Source organism: Ruegeria sp. CDSA079, from assembly GCF_059612245.1.
Window position 1 is genome coordinate 40,980 of record NZ_JBXWQF010000004.1, and the last position, 20,169, is coordinate 61,148.

20 protein-coding genes and 1 tRNA gene are annotated in these 20,169 nt (G+C 52.0%); 10 read left to right on the forward strand and 11 right to left on the reverse strand.

Annotation, left to right across the window (positions count from 1 at the left end):
- Positions 1–73: 73 nt before the first annotated feature.
- Both AC2FJZ_RS05330 and AC2FJZ_RS05335 read right to left on the reverse strand, forming a co-directional pair.
- Positions 74–322, reverse strand: coding sequence for a hypothetical protein (locus AC2FJZ_RS05330; protein ID WP_496776351.1), 249 nt, complete (start codon positions 320–322; stop codon positions 74–76).
- A gap of 86 nt (positions 323–408) precedes the next feature.
- Positions 409–1,053 (reverse strand): pyrimidine 5'-nucleotidase, encoded by a 645-nt coding sequence (locus tag AC2FJZ_RS05335; protein ID WP_496776353.1) that lies wholly within the window; start codon positions 1,051–1,053, stop codon positions 409–411.
- Between the two features lie 100 nt (positions 1,054–1,153).
- Here AC2FJZ_RS05335 and AC2FJZ_RS05340 point away from each other — a divergent pair, with 100 nt between their 5' ends.
- On the forward strand, positions 1,154–1,801 hold the full coding sequence (locus AC2FJZ_RS05340; RefSeq protein ID WP_050602600.1) for a GntR family transcriptional regulator: 648 nt from the start codon (positions 1,154–1,156) through the stop codon (positions 1,799–1,801).
- A 3-nt stretch (positions 1,802–1,804) separates the two neighbouring features.
- Here AC2FJZ_RS05340 and AC2FJZ_RS05345 read toward each other — a convergent pair whose 3' ends face one another.
- Together AC2FJZ_RS05345 and carA are read right to left on the reverse strand one after the other, a co-directional pair.
- Positions 1,805–3,682, reverse strand: a complete 1,878-nt coding sequence (locus AC2FJZ_RS05345) for a glycosyltransferase family 2 protein (protein WP_496776355.1) — start codon at positions 3,680–3,682, stop codon at positions 1,805–1,807.
- 82 nt (positions 3,683–3,764) lie between these two features.
- A complete protein-coding gene (carA, locus tag AC2FJZ_RS05350; protein ID WP_496776357.1) occupies positions 3,765–4,931 on the reverse strand; it encodes a glutamine-hydrolyzing carbamoyl-phosphate synthase small subunit in 1,167 nt (388 codons plus the stop codon).
- Between the two features lie 183 nt (positions 4,932–5,114).
- Between carA and AC2FJZ_RS05355 the strand changes: the two genes are divergently transcribed.
- Positions 5,115–5,600, forward strand: a complete 486-nt coding sequence (locus AC2FJZ_RS05355; protein ID WP_496776359.1) for a GatB/YqeY domain-containing protein — start codon at positions 5,115–5,117, stop codon at positions 5,598–5,600.
- Between the two features lie 21 nt (positions 5,601–5,621).
- Here AC2FJZ_RS05355 and AC2FJZ_RS05360 read toward each other — a convergent pair whose 3' ends face one another.
- The 3 genes from AC2FJZ_RS05360 to ctaD form a co-directional block, all read right to left on the reverse strand.
- Positions 5,622–6,113: a DUF2244 domain-containing protein gene (locus AC2FJZ_RS05360; RefSeq protein WP_496776361.1), complete on the reverse strand. Its 492-nt coding sequence runs from the start codon at positions 6,111–6,113 to the stop codon at positions 5,622–5,624.
- A gap of 44 nt (positions 6,114–6,157) precedes the next feature.
- Positions 6,158–6,757, reverse strand: coding sequence for a 2-hydroxychromene-2-carboxylate isomerase (locus AC2FJZ_RS05365; protein ID WP_496776363.1), 600 nt, complete (start codon positions 6,755–6,757; stop codon positions 6,158–6,160).
- A 122-nt stretch (positions 6,758–6,879) separates the two neighbouring features.
- Positions 6,880–8,538 carry a cytochrome c oxidase subunit I gene (gene ctaD / locus AC2FJZ_RS05370; protein ID WP_050602595.1) on the reverse strand — a complete coding sequence of 553 codons (1,659 nt, stop codon included), beginning with the start codon at positions 8,536–8,538 and terminating at the stop codon, positions 6,880–6,882.
- A gap of 303 nt (positions 8,539–8,841) precedes the next feature.
- On the opposite strand from ctaD, the gene AC2FJZ_RS05375 reads away from it, so the two are divergent.
- Positions 8,842–9,258, forward strand: a complete 417-nt coding sequence (locus AC2FJZ_RS05375) for an HIT family protein (protein WP_496776365.1) — start codon at positions 8,842–8,844, stop codon at positions 9,256–9,258.
- Between the two features lie 391 nt (positions 9,259–9,649).
- Here AC2FJZ_RS05375 and lipB read toward each other — a convergent pair whose 3' ends face one another.
- Complete coding sequence (lipB, locus tag AC2FJZ_RS05380) at positions 9,650–10,306, reverse strand: lipoyl(octanoyl) transferase LipB (RefSeq protein ID WP_496776367.1); 657 nt, start codon at positions 10,304–10,306, stop codon at positions 9,650–9,652.
- A gap of 39 nt (positions 10,307–10,345) precedes the next feature.
- Positions 10,346–11,005 carry a DsbA family oxidoreductase gene (locus tag AC2FJZ_RS05385; protein ID WP_496776369.1) on the reverse strand — a complete coding sequence of 220 codons (660 nt, stop codon included), beginning with the start codon at positions 11,003–11,005 and terminating at the stop codon, positions 10,346–10,348.
- Between the two features lie 141 nt (positions 11,006–11,146).
- Here AC2FJZ_RS05385 and AC2FJZ_RS05390 point away from each other — a divergent pair.
- Positions 11,147–11,233 (forward strand) — tRNA-Leu (locus AC2FJZ_RS05390).
- 79 nt (positions 11,234–11,312) lie between these two features.
- Here the strand turns inward: AC2FJZ_RS05390 and AC2FJZ_RS05395 are convergent.
- Positions 11,313–11,579: a helix-turn-helix transcriptional regulator gene (locus AC2FJZ_RS05395; RefSeq protein WP_475210080.1), complete on the reverse strand. Its 267-nt coding sequence runs from the start codon at positions 11,577–11,579 to the stop codon at positions 11,313–11,315.
- A gap of 596 nt (positions 11,580–12,175) precedes the next feature.
- Here AC2FJZ_RS05395 and AC2FJZ_RS05400 point away from each other — a divergent pair.
- The 6 genes from AC2FJZ_RS05400 (at position 12,176) to AC2FJZ_RS05425 (ending at position 19,014) form a co-directional block, all read left to right on the forward strand.
- Positions 12,176–12,316 (forward strand): hypothetical protein, encoded by a 141-nt coding sequence (locus AC2FJZ_RS05400; RefSeq protein WP_475210078.1) that lies wholly within the window; start codon positions 12,176–12,178, stop codon positions 12,314–12,316.
- 354 nt (positions 12,317–12,670) lie between these two features.
- Entirely contained in the window at positions 12,671–14,266 is a 1,596-nt protein-coding gene (locus AC2FJZ_RS05405) for a hypothetical protein (RefSeq protein ID WP_496776371.1), read from the forward strand.
- Between the two features lie 198 nt (positions 14,267–14,464).
- Complete coding sequence (locus AC2FJZ_RS05410; RefSeq protein WP_496776372.1) at positions 14,465–15,502, forward strand: AAA family ATPase; 1,038 nt, start codon at positions 14,465–14,467, stop codon at positions 15,500–15,502.
- A gap of 295 nt (positions 15,503–15,797) precedes the next feature.
- On the forward strand, positions 15,798–16,937 hold the full coding sequence (locus AC2FJZ_RS05415) for a DUF262 domain-containing protein (RefSeq protein WP_475210072.1): 1,140 nt from the start codon (positions 15,798–15,800) through the stop codon (positions 16,935–16,937).
- Positions 16,934–18,052 (forward strand): AAA family ATPase, encoded by a 1,119-nt coding sequence (locus AC2FJZ_RS05420; RefSeq protein ID WP_496776373.1) that lies wholly within the window; start codon positions 16,934–16,936, stop codon positions 18,050–18,052. The genes AC2FJZ_RS05415 and AC2FJZ_RS05420 overlap by 4 nt, the downstream gene beginning before the upstream one ends.
- Positions 18,053–18,066: 14 nt before the next feature.
- Complete coding sequence (locus AC2FJZ_RS05425; RefSeq protein ID WP_475210068.1) at positions 18,067–19,014, forward strand: hypothetical protein; 948 nt, start codon at positions 18,067–18,069, stop codon at positions 19,012–19,014.
- A gap of 199 nt (positions 19,015–19,213) precedes the next feature.
- On the opposite strand, the gene AC2FJZ_RS05430 is transcribed toward AC2FJZ_RS05425, so the two are convergent.
- Positions 19,214–20,167 carry a PD-(D/E)XK motif protein gene (locus AC2FJZ_RS05430; RefSeq protein WP_475210066.1) on the reverse strand — a complete coding sequence of 318 codons (954 nt, stop codon included), beginning with the start codon at positions 20,165–20,167 and terminating at the stop codon, positions 19,214–19,216.
- Between the last annotated feature and the right edge of the window lie 2 nt (positions 20,168–20,169).

Below are 20,169 nucleotides of genomic sequence, written 5' to 3' on the forward strand. Positions count from 1 at the left end.
GCGCCTCTCATCGATTTGGGCAGAACCTAGTTCGGTTCCACCCCAAGCGCCAAGTGACATCCTGTCCCGTTTCTCAGCCCCTTGAAATCAGGATGAGGATCAGAAACATCACCGGCACCATCATCAGGGCAGGGATGTAGAGTCCCGGAAGACCAAACAACATGATGGCACAGCCCCACATGCTGAAAACCGCACCGATGGTATAAAACAGGTCTTCTGCCTTGGCGTTGGCCGCGTCTCGGGCCAGCCAGCCGAAAACCGGAATTGCAAAGAAAAGGCGCTGCCATATCGGCAGGCGCATCGGCATTTCGATCGCGCTCATTGGGGTCTCCATCTGTTCGTCGCTGCAGCGCATATAGGGATGCGGATGCAGGTGCAGAATGAGCGCGATCGTCGCAGTGTGACAGGCTATCGCAGGCGGGCCAGAAACGCCGTCAGATCGTCCGTGTGATGATGGATGTGATCCGCATCATGAGGGTCAGGTGCTACGTGCACGGTGCGCATTCCCATCTCGTGCGGAGCCTCCAGATTGCGCGGGTCATCCTCGAACATGGCGGCTTTTTCAGCCTGAATCCCATCCTTTTCAAAAATGGCCTCAAAGGCTGCTTTTTCGGGTTTTGGCCGATAGCCTGCATGTTCCACGCCATAGATTGCATCGAACAATCCCGAAAGGCCGCGCGCTTCCAGTACCCGTTCGGCGTAAGGGGCACTGCCGTTGGTGTAGACAATACGCCGCCCCGGTAGGGCGCGTATGTGATCAGCCAGATCTGCATCCGGGTCCATATGGCTCATGTCCACCTGATGGACTGCGTACAGATACGGGTCCGGGTCCAGATCATGTTCGGCCATCAAACCGGCAAGCGTGGTGCCGTATTCGCGCCAGTAATGCGTCCGCAAACGGTCCGCTTCTGCCTGATCCACACCAATGGCCCGCATGACATAATCGGTCATGAGCACCTCGATCTGATCGAACAGGCGCATGTGCGGCGGGTACAGGGTGTTGTCCAGATCGAACACCCATTGGGTGACATGAGAAAAAGCCGGTTTGACCATAAGCAGGGTGTAGGGCGCGGGCGCGGTGTTTTCAATGCTCTACTTGATCGTGACCCCTTCAGACGGATAGACAGGTCCGAACGAGGAGACAATGAACCCCATGAGCCAGACCCGATCCCCAACCAAGGATGCGTATAACCTGATACTCGAAGCCATCGACGTGGGTATCTACAAGCCCGGTGATCGCCTGGTGGAAAGCGAACTGGCTGAACGCTTCGGGGTGTCGCGCACGCCGATCCGCGAAGCGTTGCAGCGGCTTGAGACACAGTCACTGCTGGAACGGGACGGGCGGTCGCTGATCGTGGCGTCTTTGGATCACAATCAGATGGCCGAGCTATATATCGTGCGTCGGGAACTGGAGGGGTTGGCCGCGAGCCTTGCGGCCAAACATGCGACTGAAGAAGAGGTCAAGGTTCTGCAAGAAATGGTCGTCGAAGATGACAAGCTGATTGATGATCCGTCGGCCCTGTCGCGCGCAAACCGGCGCTTTCACGAGCAGATCCATCTGGCGTCTCATAATCGTTACCTGGTGCAGCAACTTGGTCTTGTGCACCGGACAATGGCCCTGATGGCGACCACCTCGCTGGCCGTGCATGGGCGTAGTGAAATTGCCCAAAGTGAGCATAAGGGCATTGTCGAAGCCATTGCCGCAAAGGACGAAGAAGCCGCGGCGCGGGCGTTGAAGGATCATATCTCGATCGCGTTCATGACCCGCCTGAAACAGGATGCAAGCCTACGTGACAAATAAGTGTCAGGTCAGCGGCTGATCTTCGCTGGCCTGCCCATGTTGGGTTTTGTCCCAGAAGAATGGATTCGCAGCCAATTCCCACAGGGCTTTGTAGGCCGCAACCACGCCAAGCGGGTAGTACAGGGCCATTGTTGGAACCCAGGGCAACAAAAAACGCCGCTCGCGACCAGAGACTGCTAGACATCCAATGCAGAAATTCAGCGCCTCGGTCGCCAAAAACAAAAGCACCAGCGCCGTGGTGAGTTGGTGCGGCAATAGGGGCGCCAGCGGATTTGCCAGCCCCAACGTTGAAAGCCAGAATATCCAAAGAACAGGGGCCAGCAGAAACTGCCCCAGCGTGCCCAGAAAGAACGCCTGAAACCCAAAAAACTGCGCAACACCCAGATCGCGCAGCAGTTTTTGCGGTGACCGCATGTGCACAAGATACGTCACCATGAAACCCTTAAGCCAGCGCGAGCGCTGTTTCACCCAGGGCCAGGCGCGAAAGTTCGCCTCTTCATAAGTCGTGGTGTCCACCAGTTCTGTCCGGTATCCGGCCCGACACAGTCGCACGCCAAGATCAGCATCTTCGGTCACATTATGGGCATCCCAGCCACCCAACTCCAACAGCTTGTCTCGACGGAAGAAAAACGTTGTCCCACCCAGCGGGACGACAAGCCCCAAGCGTGCAATGCCTGGAAGGATGATGCGAAACCAGCTGTTATATTCGATGGTGAAGCAGCGTGAGCGCCAGTTTGTGCGCGGATTATAATAATCCAGGCGGCCTTGAAGACACACCACTTCGGGCGGAGCCTGGGTGAAATGTGCGACCACCCGTTCGATCTGATCCGGCTGCGGCGCGTCTTCGGCGTCCCAGACGCCAACATAGTCGCCGCGGCAAAAATCCAACGCATAGTTCATGGCGCGCGGCTTGGTGGTCAGCCCGTGCAATTCGGGCACCTCTACAATCCGCATCCAACCGGGCAGATCAACTTGCGCCAGAGTTGCACGCGTAACCTCGTCTTTTTCTTCCAGCACCAAGATGACGTCCAACAGTGCTTTGGGGTAGGTCAGGCGTTTCAGCCGTTGAACCAGCGCGTCCGCAATCTCGCGCTCTTTGTATAGGGGAACCATGATAGAGACGCAGGGCTGCCGCAAAGGGATTGCCGCGTCAGTAACTTCACGCTTCTTTTGAAGCCTATGACGCAGATAGGCCAAAGTCCCGACGACGCGCAGAACGGTGAACAGAATCAAGGTTCCCACGGCCGCGGTGAGCAGAGTCGCCAACCCAAACCACGGGAAAGTGGCAAACAAGGCAATAATTCCAAGCGCTGATACACAGGGCACGATGCGCGACCCGATCGTCCAGTTTCGGCAACTCTGTTCAACATCGACCCGTGTTTCAGCAGCCTCGGCCAAAGGGCGCGAAAACTGCCGGGCAATGGTGCGATCGATCTGATCAGAGGCGGCCAGCACTGGAATGATCGTATAGTCGCAGTCCTGCATTTCGGTCGTGACAACTGAAAACCGATCCGGCCGCGCTGTGGCAACCAACAGAAGAGGACCAATTCGCATCCACGGAATGACGTTGTGTTCCAGCCAGAAGTCAACTGGTTTGAGATCGCATACTCCCGGCATGGGCGGGATTTGCTCCAGGTCCGCAATCTGCCAACCGGATTGGGTGGACAGGGCGTTTAGGACATCGCGCCGAGTGGCAAATCCTTCACCCACCAGAATTTCGCCCAAAGGCGCGTTCTGTCGGGATTGCAGTCGCAAGGCGTGGTCCAGTTGCGACTGTGTCAGAGTTCCGGATTCTACCAGACAGTTGCCCAGCGGTTTTCTTTCTCCTGGGGCAGGGATAGGAGAAGCGGTGGTGAAATCTTGAAGGTTAAGCTCAACCATAAAAAGAACCCTGGCACAGTTACCTGCGCTCAGGGTTGTTTGATCAAGGTTAACGCGCCGTTAACACTGCACAGTTTGAGCGTTATGCGCTCTGTTTTTTCTTTTCCATGGCATCGGTGAAACGCTCGAACAGATAGAAACTGTCCTGAGGTCCGGGGGATGCTTCCGGGTGGTATTGCACCGAATAGACAGGCCGATCGGTCATGCGGATTCCGCAGTTCGAACCGTCAAACAAAGACAGATGGGTTTCCACAACGCCTTCTGGCAGAGACTGACCATCAACCGCAAAACCGTGGTTCATCGATGTGATCTCGACCTTGCCGGTGTCCAGATCCTTGACCGGGTGGTTTGCGCCGTGGTGACCGTGGTTCATCTTGACTGTCTGACCGCCCAGGGCCAGCGCCAGCATTTGGTGGCCAAGGCAGATGCCGAAAACAGGCAGATCGGTGGTGTCCAGAATCTCTTTGATCATCGGTACGGCGTATTCTCCGGTCGCTGCCGGATCGCCGGGGCCGTTCGACAGGAACACACCGTCGGGCTGGTGGGCCAGAACTTCGGCGGCGGTGGCTGTTGCGGGCAGAACAGTTACATCACATCCAACTGACGCAAGGCAGCGCAGGATGTTGCGTTTCGCACCGTAATCGACGGCAACGACCTTGTGCGCCGGGGCTTCCTGTCGCTTATACCCCTCGGGCCAGGCCCAACGCATTTCGTCCCAGCGATAGCTTTGAGCACAGGTCACGTCCTTGGCCAGATCCATGCCTTCCAGCCCGGCAAATCCACGGGCGGCTGCAACCAGCGCTTCGATGTCGAAATTGCCTTCGGGGTCATGGGCCAGCGCGACATGCGGTGCGCCTTGCTGGCGGATGGCACGTGTCAGGCGACGGGTGTCGACGCCGCCGATCGCGATACGTCCGCGTCGGGCCAGCCAGCCTTTGAGCTCTTCGGCCGAACGCCAGTTCGAAGGCTCGGTTGGGTCCCATTTGACAACCATACCCGCAGCAACCGGATCGTTGGTTTCATCATCTTCGGGGTTCACGCCGACATTGCCGATATGAGGAAAGGTGAACGTCACGATCTGACCAGCGTAGGACGGATCTGTCATGATCTCTTGGTAGCCGGTCATGGCGGTGTTAAAGCACAGCTCGGCCACTGTCTGTCCAGTGGCTCCAAAGCCTATGCCGTAAAACAGTGTACCATCGGCCAATGCCAGACATGCGGTGGGCTTGGACGGGGCGTTCTGGGCCATGGCGCGACTCTCCTGCAAGGTAAACCGGCGCATACCTAAGGGGGTTGGGCGCTTGGGTCAAGCCTGTTCAATTTTTCGGCTATTGTTGTTTTTCAAAGACTTACCTGTATTCGCTTCCTGTTGTATCAGGCTTTTTGTTTAGATATGTTCGGGGTTCCGTTGTCATGGGGATGGACAAACCAAATGGACATGCGATCACGGGTGAACACCGCCCTGAAGCAAGCAATGAAAGACAAAGCAGCCGAGCGTCTGTCGACGTTGCGGTTGATCAATGCGGCCATCAAGGACCGTGATATCGCCGCGCGCGCCTCGGACAATGAAGAGGCCAAAGGCTGCGGCGATGCTGAGGTGCTTGAAATCCTTGGTAAAATGACCAAGCAACGAAAAGAAAGTGCCCGCGCCTATGAAGAAGGCGGTCGTTTGGATCTGGCCGAACGCGAGATGCAGGAAGTTGTCGTTATCGAGGAGTTTCTGCCCAAGCAACTGGATGAAGATGAAGTTTCGAAGGCGATTCAGACTGCGATCACCGCCACCGGGGCCGGGTCTATTCGTGACATGGGCAAGGTCATGGGCGAGTTGAAATCCCGTTATACCGGGCAGATGGATTTCGGCAAGGTTGGGCCGATGGTCAAGGATCATCTTTGTGCCACGTCGAACGGCAACTGCTGAAGCATACGCTAAAACGAATGGCTACTGCGCGGCCGGGTCGCGCAGTCTTTTGACCAGTTCGTCATAGAGCGATATCCGCTCATCTTCCGATAAAAACGATCCGATCTCTACCTCACGCCCATCACCGACGAGGGTGACGTAGTGAGGCACAGGGCCGCCTTTCTCGTGCATTTCAGGTCGCGCCCAATATCTGTTGCAGGACCACTTCTGTTGGTCCTTGCCCGGTGTGTGATGCACCAGATGGGCCTGGGTGTCAGACAGTGTCAAAACCTCGAAAACGCTTCGAGCGCGGTAGTTCGTCTGGATGGCCAGCCAAAGGCCAAACACTGTGATCAGGAGAAATGGCAATAGCCCCCACAGAACAACTGACCCCAGCATGGCCAGCAACGGGATCAGGCCAAATAGGAACACCGAAAGTATGGTGATCATCGCTCCGCGCGGTGGCAATGAGTTATGCGGCCAAAGACGCAGTTCATGTTCCGTTTCGGATGTCTGATTCCATGTGTATGGCATATCGCGAAAATAGCGCAGGACCGTCTTGTGTCGATGGGTTTTGCTTAGACGACATGCCCGACACGAGCCCAGGATAGGGCGTCGTCCAATCGGTCATCTCCCCAGAACACTTCTTGCCGGACAACAAAGCTCGGTGCGCCGAATACGCCCAGTTTAATGGCTGTTTCCGTCTCCGATTCCAGCGTTGCCGAGACTTCAGCGCTGCGGGCCCGTCCCAACGCCAACCGGGGGTCTTGCTGGCACCGAAGCAGAGCCTCGGACAGGGCGCTTTCACTTCCGGCTTCGACACCTTCCTCGAACCAGATGCGGTACAGGGCTTGGGTGAATGATTTACCCCATCCATCTGCCATGCCCAGCACAGCGACCTGATTGGCCAGAGCCAGATCGGAAATCGGGTAAGGTGCGGGCAGGTTGGCATGGATGTGGTACTTGGCGCTGCGGCGTTCGATATCGCGCCACATATAAGCTGCTTTCACCGGCTTTCCCGCGAAGGGAATGTTCTGTTGCGACGACATGACCGTGCGCACATTGAAAGGACGCCAGTTCACAGTCGTGTCGTGTTCGGCGCACCACTCGTCCAGACGCATCACGGTAAGGAAGCTGTAGGTGCTGCCGATAGAATACCAAAAATCGATCTCAGGCATAGACGACCCTCCGGCTACCTTGCTTGCATATGATACCCGATATTGTAGCGATTGGCGAACGTAAGGCCCCTGCAAAGAAAAACCCCGCCACTTGGGCGGGGTTTCTTTGGATCAGGACGCGATCAGTGCGCGTGGCCTTTGTCCCAGTCTTCCTGCTTGGGCAGCTGCTCGAACGTGTGTTCCGGCGGCGGCGAGGGCAGGGTCCATTCCAGCGTGTCCGCGTATTCGTTCCAAGGGTTTGGACGTGTCTCTTTAGCGCCACGCAGCAAAGCGTAGATTACGATGCCAAAGAACAGCAGGAACGAGGCGAAGGAGATGAACGCACCAATCGACGATACGAAGTTCCACTGCGCGAAAGCTTCGGGGTAGTCGATGTAGCGGCGCGGCATGCCCTGACGGCCCAGGAAGTGCTGCGGGAAGAAGGTCAGGTTGGCGCCAATGAAGAACAGCCAGAAGTGAACCTTGCCCCAGAACTCTGAATACTGACGACCTGTCATCTTCGAGAAATAGAAGTAGACACCTGCGAAGATCGCGAAGACGGCACCAAGCGACATCACATAGTGGAAGTGCGCAACCACGTAATAGGTGTCGTGATAGGCACGGTCGACACCAGCCTGCGACAGAACCACACCAGTCACACCGCCAACGGTGAACAGGAACAGGAAGCCGAAGGCAAACAGCATCGGAGTTTTGAACTCGATCGAGCCGCCCCACATGGTTGCGATCCATGAGAAGACCTTAACGCCTGTCGGAACCGCGATGACCATTGTGGCCAGCATGAAATACGCCTGCTGACGCAACGACAGGCCAACGGTGTACATGTGGTGCGCCCACACGACAAAGCCCAGAACACCAATCGCGATGATCGCCCAGACCATCGGCAGGTAGCCGAAGATCGGCTTGCGCGAGAAAGTGGCGATCACGTGGCTGATGATGCCGAAACCGGGCAGGATCACGATATACACTTCCGGGTGGCCAAAGAACCACAGGATGTGCTGATACAGGATCGGATCGCCGCCACCGGCCGGATCAAAGAAGGTGAAGCCAAAGTTCCGGTCCATCAGCAACATGGTGATCGCGCCTGCCAGAACCGGCAGTGACAGCAGAATCAGCCATGCAGTGACGAAGATCGACCAGCTGAACAGCGGTACCTTGAACAGGGTCATGCCCGGGGCACGCATGTTCAGGAAGGTGGTGATCATATTGATCGCGCCGAGGATCGAGGAGGCGCCCGATACGTGCACGGCGAAGATCGCAAGGTCCATGGACATGCCGCCCTCGGTCGTCGACAGCGGTGGATACAGAACCCAGCCAACGCCCGAACCGAGCTGGTCGTTACCACCGGGGCTGAGCAGCGAGGCCACGCCCAGCGAGGTGCCGGCGACGTACAGCCAGAAGGACAGGTTGTTCATCCGCGGGAACGCCATATCCGGCGCGCCAATCTGCAACGGCATGAAATAGTTGCCAAATCCGCCGAAAAGCGCCGGGATGACCACGAAGAACATCATCAGAACACCGTGATAGGTGATCATAACGTTCCACAGATGTCCGTTGGGGGTACATGGGTCGGCCATGAAACCTTCGAGGCACATGTACTGAACACCGGGGTGCATCAGTTCGAGCCGCATATAGACGGTCATCAGAACCGAGATCAGACCGGCAAGGGCCGAGACGATCAGGTACAGAATCCCGATGTCCTTGTGGTTGGTCGACATGAACCAGCGCTGGAAAAAGCTGCGCTCGTCTTCATGATCGTGACCATGAATGGCTGCGTCTGCCATTAGGTGCCTCCTGTTGCAACTACACCGCGCTGTCGGACCTCTCCAACGCGCGGGATTCCTGCTGGTTTTAGATTGCGAGGGGGCGACCTTCAATGGCCGAGTTTGATCTGGATCAAGATTAATTGTCGCGGGCAGGGGGCCGCCGCGCGATTTTTGTGCCTCGAACGGGGTTTATCTGGGGATGTCCGCTCTGTTTTCAAGCCGTGGGAGACAACCTGAAATGGCCTTCGGCAGAGTTCCGCCTTGACCGTCATGTGCAGGCGTCTCAGAACTACGCCAGCACCCGCAATCCGGAGACTTGATATGGCTGACTACGATCCCGACAACATCTTTGCCAAAATCCTGCGCAACGAGATCCCCTCGACTCGTGTGTTTGAGGATGATGAGACGTTGGCCTTCATGGATATCATGCCGCGAACGGATGGTCATTTGCTTGTGATTCCCAAAACGCCATGCCGCAATGTCCTGGATGCCACGCCGGAACAACTGGCAACCGTGATGAAGACGGTCCAGAAAATGGCGCAGGCCGCGAAATCGGCATTTGATGCGGACGGTGTGACGATCCAACAGTTCAACGAAGCCGCGGGCGGGCAGGAGGTGTTCCACCTGCATTTTCACGTCCTGCCTCGTCACGAAGGCGTGTCTATGCGGCCGCCGGGAAACATGGGTGATTTCGACCAGATCGCGCAGCACGCCGAAAAGATCAAAGCCGCTTTGTGAAGCTGGGTTTCAATTGCCCACCTGCGACGGGTATTCGGCCTTCACCCCATCAATGGGCGCAGTGTCCATGCGCGTATCAGGTAGAGGAAAGTGAATTGCCGTTCCGATTTGGGGTCGGAACGGCAGACTCGTAACCAAACACTTCTCGGATTTCGAGGGCGAGCCCTGGATCACCGGTTAACATACCACTCACTCTTGATTGGCAGTTTCATACTACTCGTTAACGACACCTTTGTATCTAATTGGGTTAAAAAATGTCTAAAGAATCCGATAAACCGGGTGTAAGCACGGTTAATTGCGTCAGGCTTCGGAAACAGAGCCAATCGCATGAGCGCATTGTTTTAAGGCTTGCACGCTAACACCGATTCGTTTTGCGGTGATACAGGGTGTTTCAGGCGTCCGCCGAACCGAAGACATCCTCAAATGTCTTCTCTAACGCGGCATCAAGGTCTGCCATGGTAACTGGAAGTCCCAAATCGACCAAAGAGGTTACGCCGAATTCGCTGATTCCACAGGGCACGATGCCAGAAAAATGGTCCAGATCCGGTTCAACGTTGATCGAGATGCCGTGAAAGCTGACCCATTTGCGCAGGCGCAGGCCGATGGCTGCAATCTTGTCTTCGGCCGGTTTGCCCGTCACCGTTAGCGGCTTGTCGTCCCGCCGGACCCAAACACCTACGCGCCCATCGCGAATCTCGCCATGTACATTGAATTCTGCCAGGGCCGAGATCACCCAGGTTTCCAACTGTTTTACAAACTGACGCACATCGCGTCCGCGCTTGTTGAGATCAAGCATCACATAGGCCACGCGCTGACCCGGCCCGTGATAGGTGTATTCGCCACCGCGTTTGCTTTCGTAGACCGGAAACCGATCCGGGTCGGTCAGATCCTCAATCTTGGCTGACGTGCCTGCGGTATACAGGGGCGGATGTTCCAGCAGCCAGACGCATTCCTCGGCGTCGCCACGTGCGATATCGGCAACACGAGCCTCCATAAAGGCTACGGCGTCGTCATAGCTGGTCAGACCATCAGTGATTTTCCATTCCATGTCGGCCTCATATCCGCCCACAGTCGTCAGGGAAAGGGGTCAGGCGGCCTCGGACAGGCATCGTTGCAAAACCTGCGCATAGGTTTCGCTCCCCTGTGCTCCGGTCAGCAGGTATTTCCCGCCAAACACCATGGACGGAACACCGGAAATGCCTTGGCTGGTCCAGAATTGCTGCTTCTCGCGCACTGCGGCTTTGTGTTCCCCGTTTTCAAGCGCTTGTTGCGCGGCTTCCGCATCCAGTCCAGCCGATCGAGCCGCGTTCAGCAAGACCTCAGTGTCAGATACATCCTTATGCTGGGTGAAATAGGCGTCGAACAGCGCCAGTTTAAGCGGGTGTTGACGGCCTTGTCCTTCCGCCCAATCCAGCAGCTGATGTGCTGCAAACGTATTCACCATCCTGCTGTCATCGTCGAAGTTGAAGGTAAACCCCAACTCAGCACCCATCGAGGTCAGCCGATCCCGCGCCTGCTGGCTCTGCTCTGCCGTTGAGCCGTATTTTTCCATGATGTGCTCGCGCAGGTTTTGACCTTCTGGCGGCATATTCGGGTTCAATTCGAACGGATGCCAGCGTAACCGGGCCAGAACACCCATTTGCTGCAAGGCCGTGTCTAGTTGCTTGAAACCAACAATGCACCAGGGGCAAACCACGTCAGATACGATGTCGATCTGAACAATAGGACGGTTCTCGGTTGAAGTCATTTGCGGCTCCTGTCAGATCGGATGTGTGGTGATCATTCAGCTAGATAGGTCTGCTGCAGAGTAATTTAAACCAGAGCGTTTTTGCCTCTTCACATCGCGCGCGCCACCGTCTATACGCCGCTCTACCAAGTCACAGGCAGTGCGGTCGTGGCGGAATTGGTAGACGCGCAGCGTTGAGGTCGCTGTGGGGTAACACCCGTGGAAGTTCGAGTCTTCTCGACCGCACCAAAATCAACCCCTAAGTGACAGAAGCTAATATATTTTTGCGTAGCTACCTTATTCAGCCCCACAATTGGCCCCACATCCGTTAATCCCCGCTTTCCGGCCTTTCGATCCAAAATTTGATTTCAGATACTTTGACTACAGATCTGCTACCTACTTTGTAGATCCTAATGTCTCCGTTTTTGCTGGCCCTATAAAGCGTGTCCTTCGATACACCGAACCATTTAGGCGCCTCGATCAGCGGTACGTAGAGCGGAGCGAATTCAGGCATCGCCTGGGCGGCCTCGCGAATGTATGCGATGTCGATCTCATCGACACCATGAGCTACTTCGAATTTGCTTTGATAAGCCATGTTGAACTGCCTCAATGGTATGTTGTTTGCGTTCGCTTTGGGAATTCATTGCCGTTTGCGAACCTTGAGGCGGTAGTATCACGAAAATTCTCTTCGTCCAGACAAAGCCAAAATATGTCGCTAAGTGTCCCGAGATTTCCAAATAATGTATTGATAACAATATGTTAATTCTCACAAGTGATCGCATGTAAAACAGCACTGAGAACCATTCGGTTGCGGTAGTTGTACAGCGTCAGTTCGATAGAGACAAAGCGCTCCCGCAAGTAGGCAGTTTGCGGAGCAGTTTTTTTACTCCCAAAAAGCGGTTACCCTGGCAATTAATGCGCTAAATCACGTGCGCTTTGTGCGCGAATTCGTACACAACATAGCAGACATGAAAACTACGCAGATTTCATGTGCGCGATGAAACTGATGCTGAAAAAAGTGGATCATGATCCAATCTCCCCGAGGTGGAAAAATGTATCTAACTTACTGTGTGTATAATGTGTATGGTATGAAAGTTGAAGTGTCAAGCATTTGACGCACTGTGTGTATAGTATTATCCTGGGCCTATGAAAAAACTTGGTGAATGCCCCCCGCGAAGACTGCAAATACTGATGACCGATGAGGAACTGTCGGACATCAAGACATACACCCATCAAAATGAGATCTACGGACGTTCGGCGGCAATCCGTGAGCTTGTGCGTATCGGACTAGAAGCGGAGAAGGCTGCCGGAAGATTCAAAAAGGAGGGCTAAACCGACCCAATAATCCTTGTGGAAATTTCTTACATACTCAGGGAAATTGTTTTCTTTTGTACGGAGTAATGCAGACAGCCCCCAATTTTTTGTTTTTGGCAACCATTCTAATTCGTCCGATTAGAGCCTCGGAAGCAGCATGAGATCCTTTCGGGAACTTAAAGGTGCTCAGTCTTTTTAAGAGTTTTAAACCGCATTTGTGCCATTTGCTTTCTGGCGAGCAGAGGTCGTGGCCACATACCTGAAGTTGGAGTGACAACGCCCCTTTCGCGAGACATTGCGGTCAGAGGCACGGAGTCGATTTAGCTCAAAGCAACGCTTGTCCTTTGGCAATTGAACCGAGGGACAAAGGTTGTGAACAAGAACAACGCGGGTAAAACCCGCGACCAGAGAAGATGTGCGCCACGAAGACGTGATCACCAGAAAACCAAGCTGGATAGCGGGCAGGCAACGTATTTTTATGGGCATGAGGTGCTCCCGCCCAAAACGTTGCTCCAAGTAGGAAAGAAAGTTGCTTACCAGGGTGGGTTCCGTCTCGGTTCAGGCTCCAAAAAATACCGAAAAATGTCTTCCGTAGTTGCCGAAATGGCGGCTGAAGTTGGCCAGGATCTATACAGGCCCGGCAAGAAGAAAGCTGCACAGTTCTTGTTAGGGCTGCCCGACGGTGAATACCTTGCGATCTGCTACACTGCATTCAAACACGACAAACGTCTGCCGTCCGTCGCTTTGGTGGATACAACTCAAACGGCGGCTAATATCCAGTACCACTATGAAACCAAAGTGAAGGGTCGGGCTCAGTTGGCGGCGCTAACATTTCCAGCGCTCGAAAAAAGAATTCTCATTGATGACTATGAAGCCGGCGTGGAGTTGGCATTCAAACGCATGAACAAGCTCAAAACTGCGCTCAAAAAATCTAGCCTGGGCGATTTTGTGTACGTTCAACTGGAAGCACCATTCCATCCTGAAACGGAATCCTTCTACCTGCATTTTCATGTTTTCTTGACGTTGGACTTTGGTGATCTCCCTCGTCAAAGAACATTGGCATTCATCAAGGAGAACACGCTTTGGCTGAAAAATAAGGCTGGAATTCATCTAAAGCGCATTACCCATCAGGATGTCGCCCGTTCCATTCGATACGGAACAAAGCCAAGCACGACCGCATATGAGATTGCCTCGTCCAAAAACAAAGAGGTATTCAAAGAATATCTGGCGATCTCCAAAGGCCAACGACTTACCAGGACGGAGGGTTTGCTTAAGACGACAGTGCAGGAACTAAAGGCGCAAGGGCGACGCACGAAGTTTTCCCAATGCGAAAATACAGGTCGTCTTTCTGTCCGCCTGGTGGAAAAACGTGGAGCCCACCAAGCAGAACCAATTGCACGTGCGGGCCGCAAGCAAGGCAGGAAACAGGACTCGTTGAGTTCAAAGACAGGGAGCAAGGCTAAAAATGTTTACTGCGGTTGTGGTCGACCTGTCGCGACATCAGGTGGTCGCATTGTCGCCTTTGGGTACGTCCAGGATTTCTGTGAAAAAACTTTCGAGCCAAGTTTAGGTAGTGGTGTTCAGGGCAGTTTGTTTGAAGTCAATCGGATTGCTCGACATGCTTGGGAGACGAACACGGGAAGATCGTTCGATATGAAAGAATTCCTTGCTCCAATTGCGGACGACATAATGCGCTTGCTCCGCGATGCTGAAGTACAGAGTTACACGGTAATCGCGTCGCCAATGGTACTGAAAACGATCCGGGCGATACACAATGAACGAAGTCGACGATTCAAGAGGCAAAAGTCAGTTCGCCCAAGAACAACTGGTGAGAAAGGTAGTGCAAAAATGCGATGGCGTTGGCCTGCAAGCGTGGCCCTTGCATTCGATTGGATCTCAGGGTTCATGAAGAGATTTCCCATTGCGAAAATCAGGTTTTCTTCAAGCACGGCTACCTATCACGATTAGAAAGTCCATTGAATTTCCGATGAACCTGCAATATGTTACGCGAATGCAAAGAAACCGGATCCGCATTCACTTGATATGAGCAGCAGCTTTGCTGGTCGAAGTCTATTGAATGCAGGCGGTCTGTTTCTGAGGGTAGTTTCCTTGACATCACCATCTGCGATGCTTGCATGAGGGTGTTTATATGCCAAGAATGTACAGTTGCTCACCGATCTGAAACTGTTTGAAACCGATGATGAGGACGTCGAACGACGCTTAAGGGCCCATTTAGAAGAGGTTCGGTATTCAAGTTGCAAAGATGATAACGCCAAGGAGCCAAGGCGCGTGACTTGGCAGGATACCGACAAGATCCGTCGTCGTGCAAAGAAGATCATCGAAGCCCGTGGCAAGTATTCTCAAGGCCAACATCTCTCCCGAGCTGACAGAAAGATGTTGCGGCCTGTTATGAACGGAGTTTCAGTGGGTGGCCCATCGTCTGAACATCAAGTCGATGAAATCGCAGCAACGCTGTATGATGAGATGCCTTGGATGCAGCAGGTTATCAATGAAATCTGGTTGGACATGCGCCACCACGTCATTGAGTATGGTGCAGGGCTGAAGTTGAGGCCAACGCTTTTGGTGGGCGGCGCAGGCCTCGGGAAAACGCATCTTGTGCGTCGAATTGCAGACCTTTCACATCTGCCGGTGGTTCATATTGATGGAGGTGCAAGTTCCGAGGGATTTCCTGTCGCTGGCTTGAGTCGAGGGTGGGGTGGTGCTGAATGTGGACGCCCGCTTAAAACGATGCTGTCCTCAAAAGTAGCAAATCCGATTGTCGTTATCGATGAAGTCGATAAGGCCGGGACCGCTTTCGGTACTAGCGGTCACAGTACGTCAATGCATTCTGCTCTGCTTGGTTTGCTGGAACCTGTGTCGTGTGCCAATTGGCACTGCCCATATTTCCAGATTGGAGTTGATATGAGCCGGATCAACTGGTTGATGACTGCCAACGATGCAAGTGTTCTTCCGGCATTGCTACGGTCTCGCATTCGTACAATTCATGTCGATTCGCCGAGTGAAGCTCATTTGGCGACGTTCATTGAAAAAGAAGTTCGAAGGCGGTCGCTACCTGAATACTGCCTGGGACAAGTAATGAACGCCATCCACAAGCCCGTTTGGAGCCAGGCTGTCAGCGTTCGTTTAGTTGTAAAGCTTCTTGATGAAGTACAAAGGTTCGAGACCTTGCCCCTGAAACACTAGTAGGAGAGTTTACTAGGCAAGCTTAATTTCCATGGCTTTCGGGCTCGCTTGAGTCCAGAAATCGAAACGACCTGTCAGCACTGATGTTCTCCACTGAGTGGGTTGCTGCGATCTGTTGAAGCCACCACAGCAAGTAGACATTGCATATCAGGGCGGCAACATGTAGTTGAAACATTGCAAGTTTTGGGCTCAACATGCCAAATTGTCACTTACAGAATCCCGTGAAACTGGAGGTGATCGGGGGGAAGCCGATCTGAGATTTCGGAGCATCTGTGACTTATTCGAAGGAACTGGTATGGTCGACCAAATCGAACTCGACGACGAAAACGGTTTTGAGCATGAAGATTATGGGAGCTCAGAAACATCCTTTGATACCGAGCGACCATTCGATCCAAAAAAAGTTGATGTAACAATTACAACTCCAAATCTGAGTGCGTTGATCTCTAGACTGAAACACGGAGAAATTGATCTTCTTCCGGACTTTCAGCGGTCAGGTGATTTGTGGAGCAAACAGGCTCAAAGCCGGTTGATTGAGTCAATACTCATTAGGCTACCAATACCTGCATTTTATTTTGATGCAGTCTCTGATGAAAAATGGCAGGTAGTCGACGGACTTCAGCGACTTTCCGCAATCAAAAACTTCGTTTTAGAGAAGACTCTTGCTCTTACTAACCTTGAGTTTTTGCAGGAATTTGAAGGTTGTCGTTACGACGACTTACCTCGTCCGCTACAGCGACGCATTGAGGAGTTTCAAACTTCGGTGTACCTGATCAGACCAGGGACACCTCTGCAAATGAAGTATTCCTTGTTTCACAGAATCAACACAGGAGGGTTGAAGCTCACGCCACAGGAAATTCGGCATGCAATGAGCCAATCTGTAAACAACGGAGAGGCGTCAGCGTTTCTGACTTATTTGGTTCATGAGCCTGCATTTGAAACGGTTGTTGGAAAAAACAACAAGAGAATGTCACAACAGGAACTGGTTCTAAGACATCTGGCTTTTGCAATTTTTGGATTGGACGAATACAGGTCATCCTTGCCCAAGTTCCTAGATGCCGCAATGATAAAAATATCTGAAATGGACGATGAATTACTACATGCATATGGGCAAAAATTTCTTGTCTCGATGGAGATAGCACATGAAATCTTCGGAGAAGATGCCTTCAGGAAATCCCTCGTTGCGGGCCAGAAGAGACTAGTTAACAAACCATTGTTTGAGGCTCTGTCTGTGGGTTTGGCCGAACTTGAATACGACGACCAAGAGACTCTTTTGCTAAATGGAGAGCAATTCCTTGAAGAATTCTCTGACTTGCTGAATGACCCAGAATTCAATGAAACGATAAGCCGGTCGACCGCCAGTACAGCACACGTTTACGCACGATTTTCTTACATTCAAGATTTCATTCAGGACTTTATCCGGAGAACACAAATATGATCGAAAGGCTCTCTTTGGTCAATTTTAAATCCCTACAGGAAGAGTATTTTGATCTTGAAGGTTTAAATATTTTTTCCGGTTTGAATGGAGCCGGTAAATCATCGATTTTTCAATCTCTACTACTCTTGAGACAGTCATTTGAAAAGCATATTTTGCCAGATACTGGTGTTTCACTTGTGGGTGACTACACAAATATCGGAACTGGTCGAGATGTGTTATTTGTGGGTGCGGACAAGGAAGTTATCGGCATTCACTTGATCTGGGAGGCTTCCGAATTAGACCTTTTATTCTCCTACAAGGAATCCTCCGACATGCAGCCGCTTTCCCCAGAAGGCTGCAAGATCTCTGGGGAGCCATTTAGGGAATCATTGTTCACTTCAAATTTCCAGTATCTTTCTGCCGATAGAATTAGTCCTAAAACAATTTATGAAGTTTCAGACTATGCTGTCAATCAGAGCCGCTCTCTCGGAATTACAGGTGAGTACACGGCGCATTTTTTGGCAGTGAATGGAAGCAAAAACATACCCCTTGATTCACTGGTTCATCCAAAATCGCCAACAAGTTCCCTGATTGATAATATTAACGCTTGGATGTCAGAGATCACACCGGGAACAAGGGTCGTGGCAAAAATTATCCCTGATATAAATCAGGCCAGCTTGCACTATCAATTTGCTTCGGCATCTGAGTTAACCGACAAATTTAGACCCGAGAACACAGGGTTTGGATTGACTTATGTTCTACCGGTGGTTTTGGCGATATTATCTGCGCGAGCCGGAGATTTACTTATGATTGAAAATCCGGAGTCGCATCTACATCCAGGTGGGCAGTCATTAATCGCAAAGCTGGCATCGATGGCAGCTCAAAGCGGTGTGCAAATTTTCATTGAGACCCATAGTGATCACTTTTTCAATGGGGTCCGAAACTCTGTGAAATCTGGATTTATTGAACGAGACTGTGTTCAGACATACTTCCTCTCCCGAAACTCCGAAAATGACCTTCATTGCGCGGCTGTGGAGAAAATTTCAATTGATGACCGTGGCAGAATCGAGCACTGGCCTACCGGTTTCTTTGATGAGTGGGATAAGAACCTCGATGCACTTCTGTCAGAGGGCTGAGGATGTCAGATTGCGTGGTTTTGAATGATGCCTCACTTCCTTTCCCAAGCGACACGAATTTTGGAAGCGATTTAGTAAACTTTTTCAATATTTTAAAGAAGACATATGAAGCCAAAATTCGATGTGCTCGTGCCGATGGCGTCGAGGGCAATTGGAGCACTTTAAACTATTCTGAAACATTTAATTTTGGCGATTGGCTGAATAATGAAGTTGACACGGATGAACGCCGGTCAATCAAAAGGGTAATGAGTAATGTGCCATGTCCACTAAACGCCGATGTAGGGAAAGTGCTAAAAGAAAGGATCTTCTCACTTGCTCAGGATGACAGTGTCTCAGTTGATGCTCTTGGATATGCTGCAAAACTTGGTTACCCAAGCCTAAGTTTTCCATCACATGATCGCTGGGTAGATGAGTGTCTAGAGATACTGGAGACAACTGAAGCTGGTGGCTTTCTTAAGGAAGAGATCTATAAAGTTAGAAATTTCGCAACTCTGGCTCAAATAGAGCCCTTTTTGAAGGACTTAGAAAGGGAGAGGCAGGAGAGCGCCGGATACTTTTCAAAACTGAAAGCTCGAAACAATATTGATTTCCAGAATATTATTTTTGGAAAAGAGGCGTTGAAGGCGTTGCGCAACCCCGCAATCTCGGGTCCGAATAGTGTGGAGTTGCTAAATGTTTTGAATAGATTGAATTCCGAGATAAAAAACTCCAACTCCCAAGAAGAACTCATTGAGCGTACTGGATTGGATATTTCCGGTGAAAGTACGGTGACTATGGGGCATAAGAAATTCGCTCGGAAACGCACCTTTGATCATCCAGATCTTGGGAGGGTATTATTTGAGTCTCATGTGAAAAATTTTAAACTTTCCAAGCGAATGCATTTCCTGGCCGATTATAAAAAGGGTGAAATATGTATTGGGTACTTTGGAAATCACCTGCCGACAATTTCAGACCCAACGTGATGCTTTGATTTCATTTTAAATGGTTCGATCAGCCATTTTGTCCAACATTATTGAACAACGGTTTCCGCCTTCACTGTGAGGGCGGTCAAGACCAAATGGCCCCTGGATCGACGGTGCTTTGGGTTGGTAACAGTCTTCAATTGGTAAGTGACCGGAAAGTAACTGCCGGCGGTCTTGGGTGTTTAATTTGAGTGCACCGTTATCCAAACCCGAGTTTTTCCATCACTAGCGGGGTGTCCAAGTGCGCTACGTGAGACAGTTCAACATCAAACCGAATATTTTCGATAGGTTCACCTGCTTCTACGGTTGGCACTGGTATGTTTCGCGCATCATATATCCTGAAAGCACTCTTGTCGGGATATGCTTGAAGTCGAAGTGGGCTTCGATAGATATCGCGCCCACCTTTGGTCAAGCATTGAAGCAGGAATGCGTTACGAAGTTCTGCATCGGTAATTTGTTCCGCGACCAAGTCTATCATGCAACCGACAGATCTGCCCGCCGGGATTTCTTCGACGCAGAGTGAAAAAACATATGCACAATAGTCACCCGCCGGACGCAGTTGTTCCATCGAGAATCTGTGCTTCGGAGTGTTCGAGAGCGTTGTTTTGACGTCAAGAACAAAAGTTTCTGCGATGAAATCGTACTTTGCGTTTTTTCGGGAGCTCCAGGATTGAACGGCTTTATCGACGTCTACGGATTGAGCTATCGCGAAGACCTCACCCCAAAGGCCGATAAGGTCCCTAGGGCTGCTAACGACTTTGCTAAAAAGCGCGGCAATCTCCTGAATACTTTCCGCTATTTCGGAGTTTTTGAATGCGTTACCTTCGCGGTTAAAACGCTCTTCAAGGATCTTCATGAAGAGGCGTACAATGTCAGGTTCATCGTCTTTCAACCGGATTACTGAGTAGCAACCTGATTGTACCTGACCGCCAGCAGTTTGAATTTGGCAGTGTCTTGAGAACTCAACATCCACGGATTTCAGAATGATATCTGGCCTTACATCGGTCTCCTTGGCATTTAACAGAAGCGATGGATATGCTTTGTGATCAATTGCGAGCCATAGCGTTTTCGAGCCTGTGACAGGTAGTCCATATTGAGAGCCTTCGGCTCGTGGGATGTTCTCGCAAAGCTTCTTGTAAAGCGCGAACAGCATAG

Bases quoted from the DNA above. Each gene is read 5' to 3' on its own strand.
- AC2FJZ_RS05330 (WP_496776351.1), bottom strand. From the start codon at position 322: ATGAGCGCGATCGAAATGCCGATGCGCCTGCCGATATGGCAGCGCCTT.
- AC2FJZ_RS05335 (WP_496776353.1), bottom strand. From the start codon at position 1,053: ATGGTCAAACCGGCTTTTTCTCATGTCACCCAATGGGTGTTCGATCTG.
- AC2FJZ_RS05340 (WP_050602600.1), top strand. From the start codon at position 1,154: ATGAGCCAGACCCGATCCCCAACCAAGGATGCGTATAACCTGATACTC.
- AC2FJZ_RS05345 (WP_496776355.1), bottom strand. From the start codon at position 3,682: ATGGTTGAGCTTAACCTTCAAGATTTCACCACCGCTTCTCCTATCCCT.
- carA (WP_496776357.1), bottom strand. From the start codon at position 4,931: ATGGCCCAGAACGCCCCGTCCAAGCCCACCGCATGTCTGGCATTGGCC.
- AC2FJZ_RS05355 (WP_496776359.1), top strand. From the start codon at position 5,115: ATGGACATGCGATCACGGGTGAACACCGCCCTGAAGCAAGCAATGAAA.
- AC2FJZ_RS05360 (WP_496776361.1), bottom strand. From the start codon at position 6,113: ATGCCATACACATGGAATCAGACATCCGAAACGGAACATGAACTGCGT.
- AC2FJZ_RS05365 (WP_496776363.1), bottom strand. From the start codon at position 6,757: ATGCCTGAGATCGATTTTTGGTATTCTATCGGCAGCACCTACAGCTTC.
- ctaD (WP_050602595.1), bottom strand. From the start codon at position 8,538: ATGGCAGACGCAGCCATTCATGGTCACGATCATGAAGACGAGCGCAGC.
- AC2FJZ_RS05375 (WP_496776365.1), top strand. From the start codon at position 8,842: ATGGCTGACTACGATCCCGACAACATCTTTGCCAAAATCCTGCGCAAC.
- lipB (WP_496776367.1), bottom strand. From the start codon at position 10,306: ATGGAATGGAAAATCACTGATGGTCTGACCAGCTATGACGACGCCGTA.
- AC2FJZ_RS05385 (WP_496776369.1), bottom strand. From the start codon at position 11,005: ATGACTTCAACCGAGAACCGTCCTATTGTTCAGATCGACATCGTATCT.
- AC2FJZ_RS05395 (WP_475210080.1), bottom strand. From the start codon at position 11,579: ATGGCTTATCAAAGCAAATTCGAAGTAGCTCATGGTGTCGATGAGATC.
- AC2FJZ_RS05400 (WP_475210078.1), top strand. From the start codon at position 12,176: ATGACCGATGAGGAACTGTCGGACATCAAGACATACACCCATCAAAAT.
- AC2FJZ_RS05415 (WP_475210072.1), top strand. From the start codon at position 15,798: ATGGTCGACCAAATCGAACTCGACGACGAAAACGGTTTTGAGCATGAA.
- AC2FJZ_RS05420 (WP_496776373.1), top strand. From the start codon at position 16,934: ATGATCGAAAGGCTCTCTTTGGTCAATTTTAAATCCCTACAGGAAGAG.
- AC2FJZ_RS05430 (WP_475210066.1), bottom strand. From the start codon at position 20,167: ATGCTGTTCGCGCTTTACAAGAAGCTTTGCGAGAACATCCCACGAGCC.